The sequence below is a fragment of the Streptomyces sp. NPDC050485 genome (assembly GCF_044458185.1).
GTDB lineage: Bacteria > Actinomycetota > Actinomycetes > Streptomycetales > Streptomycetaceae > Streptomyces.
Window position 1 is genome coordinate 1 of sequence record NZ_JBITHR010000072.1, and the last position, 3,870, is coordinate 3,870.

Consider the following 3,870-nt stretch of genomic DNA (forward strand, 5'->3'; position numbering starts at 1 on the left):
CCCGCCTCCAGCCCTGGGAAACGATCACCTGCTGCACGGGAAGCGATCTCCAACACCCCGCCACGTCGCAGGTCAACAGCACTCGTGAACACCCGGACATTGCTGCCGAACGCCCGCCGGAGCATGTGCGGGGTGAGGTGACCTTCCAGGCCGGCCCGCCGAGCCAGCCGTTCGACCAGCTCACCCACTGCATCCGGAGTGACCGGCGAACCCAGGGGCGGACGGAAGAGGTTAACCAGCAGGAAGTCGCTGCCGTCGTTCCCCAGGAACTCATGACGTTCGTAGACGTACTGGTCGAATGCCTGGACCACGAGGAAGTCGACTGGGAACCAGATTGACGAACGGCGCTTCGACCAGGCGGTGTTGGGGTTCTGGCGCCGCACCACGTGCAGGTGTGGCCCCTCAACGTCGCAGCCCAGAATGCGGGAATCCACCATCAGGTGGGCGTCGCAGCGACGCAGCCCAGCGAGCTGCCCGACGCGCAGACCCACTCGGGCCATCACGAGAATGCTGAGCCGGTCGCGCGCTGAGCGGCAGGCGTGCAGCAGCGCGACGATCTCCTCGTCGGTGGCCCGGTCCACCTCGGTCTCGGGCTCCTGCAGCCGGTGCCGGGCGCCGAGACGGTAGCCGACCCCGGTGTCCTCGCCCTGAGCCTCCAGCGGCAGATCCTGAGTGCTGGCGATCTCGTAGAGCTGCCCGAGTACCCATCCCGGCGCTTCCTTCGCCGCCACAGCGTGCGCCAGAAACCCGCGTACCCCGGTCAGAACCCCGTTGATCCGGCGTTCCCGGCGGACCGGATCCACGCCGGGGCCGGCGACTACGACCTTCGACACCCCGCCAGAGCTGTACTTGAGCCAGACGATGAACAACCCCATGTCCGCCGCCGCGGTCGACCAGTCGCGGTCCGTACGTCGGCACCACCGCATGTACAGCGCGATGGCTCCGGCGTACGACTTCGTGGTCAATTCGGCCCGACTACGGCCGAACCGTAGATCCCGCAGATACCGGTCAGCGACCGGCAGCACCTGCAGCTGATCGTCAACGACGGTCCAGTACCGGCTCCCCGACGGCATGCGGACCAAGAACGCGTCCATTCACTTCCCCTGTCGTGCATCTCACGCGACGGCCCACCACAAGCACCACACCCCCGGAAAACCGTCGTGCCAGACATCAACGAGGAGGATCAGACAACGTCACACCACACGGGATCGAACCCCAGAGAACGGCCAGCTCTACCACTGCCTCCAAAACGGCGAACGGTACGACGAGCTGGCCGCCTTCCCCACGCCGCCCTCGCTGACGGAGGCAGCTGCCGTCTGACCTGTGGCAACGCCCCTTGCTCAGGTCGCCCACAGCAGTCGATCATTCACAGATGAGACCCGAGGTTCAGACGTTCGTCGCCGCTGGCCCCCTCCCCGACTGGGACGCCGATGAGGAGGAGATCGACGGCCGAGTCAATCAGCTCGACGCCATCCCGGCGCCCGTCACAGCCGACGAGGCGCATGCTTTGGCTGCCTGTTTCGGCCCCGACGACTGCTACGGCGTGGCCTGGTCGCTCCTGCACCTGATCGAGACCAGCCCCGGGCCGGTGCCGCCGGTGACGCCACCGGGAGCCGGTGCCACCGAATGGCATCACACGCTCTGGAACCGCTGGGGAAACCGGTGAACTCAACGATGAGGACTTGACGCGTTGGACCCCTGAGGTGTCTGGATAGGCCCCTTCACCGGACTGAGCCCGCGCTGCTTCGGCAAGTTGGTGACTGCCGTACGGCGCGAGACCGCAGCTGAACTCCAGCGCGGGCGACCCTGGGGACTCCCGCTGGAGGACCGTATTCTGCTCGTCGCGGCTTACTGGCGTACGAACTTGACGATGCGCCAACTCGCTCCGCTCTTCGGAGTATCGAAGTCGGCAGCGGACCGGATCATCCACCATCTGGGGCCTCTGCTCGCGCTCCAGCCCCGCAAGCGGTTCCGCAAAGACACTGTGCTGATCGTGTGACGGCACCCTGGTTCCTACGCGCGACCACACGGTGGCCGAGCAGTCGAAGAACTACCGGTATTCCACGGCCCATCAGGTGGTCATCGATGCCGATACGCGCCTGGTGGTCGTGGTCGGCCGGCCCGTGCCGGGCAACCGGCACGACTCCCGCGGCTGGGAGAAATCCGGCGCCAAGGCTGCCGTCGGCGACACCATGACCATCGCCGACGGCGGATACCAGGGCACCGGACTGGTCATCCCGCACCGCCGCCGCAAGGGCGAAGAACTCCCGGAGTGGAAAGAGGAACACAACCGCTCCCACAAACAAGTCCGCGCCCGTGTTGAGCACACCTTCGCCCGCATGAAAGGCTGGAAGATCCTCCGCGACTGCCGCCTCAAAGGCGACGGCGTCCACCACGCCATGCTCGGCATCGCCCGCCTCCACAACCTCACCCTCGCCGGATAGGCAAAACGGCGAGACAGTGATCGACCACGCCTCCTTCAAGTCCGAGATCAGTTACGGGACAACTCTTACACCCAGTCCACGCCGAGCTCGGCGAGCTGCCCAACCTGCTCCTCGCTCAACTTGTCCCGGCGGGTCTTCTGGTTCGACACCCATACTCCGAGCCGCACTTCGTGGTCCTGGCCGTCGATGGTGATCCGCTCACTGTGCTGGCGCGGCACCACGGTGCGCTGCTCCCGCTCGACGTACTGCGCAAGCGCCGCCAGCCCCCGCGTGAACGCCTCCGCGCCGCGCACCGCCCCAGTCCTTCCCACCGCTCGGCACCGCCGCCGTACGGGCTCGTACGGCTGGTTTCACGCCGAGTTCGCTGAGCCGCTTCTGCTGCTCGGGGTTGAGCCGGCCGAAGTCGCGCTGCTGCCGGAGCAGCCAGCGCCCGATGTCGTCACCGCGCCACGTCACCCCCGGCACGATCCCCGTCAGCAACGCCCCGTCCTTCAACAGCACCGCCAGGCCGACGTAGTGCCGCTGCCAGTCGACCGTCCATCCGAGCTCGGCGGGGTTCCAGTCCGGATCGACCGCCGCGAGCTCGACGGCCCGCTGCTTCGCCCGTTTCGGGTCCTTGCCGAGTCCGCCGGGGCGCGGCCAAGGTTCCGGCCTGCGCGAAGTACGCCCGCGCAGCCGCGAGGTTCTCCTCGAAGGCGGCATCGGCGGTGTCCCACACGATCCCCAGCGCTTCCAGATCGTCGGCCCGCTTCGGGTCCATCTGCCCGGCCCGCAACGCGCGCCGCTGATCCGACAGCCACCGCCCCAGCGGATAGGCGCCCTCCAGGTGTTCGTAGGGCACTTCCAGGTGCCGCTCCCGCTTCTGGTAGCGCACGGCGGCGTCATATCGACCCCGACGTACGGTGCGCCTCGTCCACGACCATCAGGTCGAACACGTCCATGGGCAGCCCGTACATCCCCTCGTGAGCCTCTGCCAGGACGCCGAGGGAGGGCGTAGGTGGCGAACACCGTCACCGGGCCGCGGCCGTGCCACAGGGCGAGCTGCGGCGGGCTCGTGGTGGAGCGCACATCCAAATCCCGCAGGTGCGGGTCATCGTCCAGCGAGCACACCGCCACCGCCGGACCTGTATGCCCGGCCGCCCGCCACTCCCGCACCGTCTGGGTCAGCAGATCGAGAGTCGGGAGCAACACCAACACCCGCCCATGACGGGCCAGACGTAGCGCAGCGGCAGCGGCGATGAACGTTTTCCCCGTCCCGCACGCAGCTACCACCGTGGCCCGCAAACCATCACGCGGGGGCCCGCAGGCTCGGGCTGCGCCCCTTCCGCGAGCGGATGCTGTTGGTTAATCCGGGGGTTCGCGTGACGTCGGCCTTCAGGACCTGGTTGTGGTCTTGAAGGCCGACGTTGTCGTATGGGGTGTGGGT

Annotated in this window: 4 protein-coding genes and 3 pseudogenes; 2 read left to right on the forward strand and 5 right to left on the reverse strand. The window is 67.6% G+C overall.

What is annotated here, in order from left to right; all coding sequences use genetic code 11:
* A partial coding sequence (locus tag ACIBK6_RS42375) for a tyrosine-type recombinase/integrase (RefSeq protein ID WP_399058825.1) occupies positions 1–1,073 on the reverse strand: 1,073 nt, incomplete at its 3' end.
* A gap of 299 nt (positions 1,074–1,372) precedes the next feature.
* Here ACIBK6_RS42375 and ACIBK6_RS42380 point away from each other — a divergent pair.
* Positions 1,373–1,666, forward strand: coding sequence for a hypothetical protein (locus ACIBK6_RS42380; RefSeq protein WP_399058824.1), 294 nt, complete (start codon positions 1,373–1,375; stop codon positions 1,664–1,666).
* A gap of 45 nt (positions 1,667–1,711) precedes the next feature.
* Positions 1,712–2,444 (forward strand): annotated as a pseudogene (locus tag ACIBK6_RS42385) (transposase).
* A 65-nt stretch (positions 2,445–2,509) separates the two neighbouring features.
* Here ACIBK6_RS42385 and ACIBK6_RS42390 read toward each other — a convergent pair.
* The 4 genes and pseudogenes from ACIBK6_RS42390 to ACIBK6_RS42405 all read right to left on the reverse strand — a co-directional run.
* Complete coding sequence (locus tag ACIBK6_RS42390; RefSeq protein ID WP_399058826.1) at positions 2,510–2,665, reverse strand: helicase associated domain-containing protein; 156 nt, start codon at positions 2,663–2,665, stop codon at positions 2,510–2,512.
* The gene (locus ACIBK6_RS42395) at positions 2,643–3,146 is read right to left on the reverse strand and encodes a helicase associated domain-containing protein (RefSeq protein ID WP_399058828.1); all 504 of its coding nucleotides are present in this window, start codon (positions 3,144–3,146) and stop codon (positions 2,643–2,645) included. Before ACIBK6_RS42395 ends, ACIBK6_RS42390 begins: the two co-directional genes overlap by 23 nt.
* Positions 3,147–3,225: 79 nt before the next feature.
* Positions 3,226–3,318 (reverse strand): annotated as a pseudogene (locus ACIBK6_RS42400) (hypothetical protein); the annotation flags it as partial.
* A gap of 10 nt (positions 3,319–3,328) precedes the next feature.
* A pseudogene (locus ACIBK6_RS42405) lies at positions 3,329–3,728 on the reverse strand (DEAD/DEAH box helicase family protein); the annotation flags it as partial.
* Positions 3,729–3,870 lie beyond the last annotated feature (142 nt).

Coding starts and splice junctions, on each gene's coding strand:
- ACIBK6_RS42395 (WP_399058828.1), bottom strand. CDS start 3,146: ATGCCGCCTTCGAGGAGAACCTCGCGGCTGCGCGGGCGTACTTCGCGC.
- ACIBK6_RS42380 (WP_399058824.1), top strand. CDS start 1,373: ATGAGACCCGAGGTTCAGACGTTCGTCGCCGCTGGCCCCCTCCCCGAC.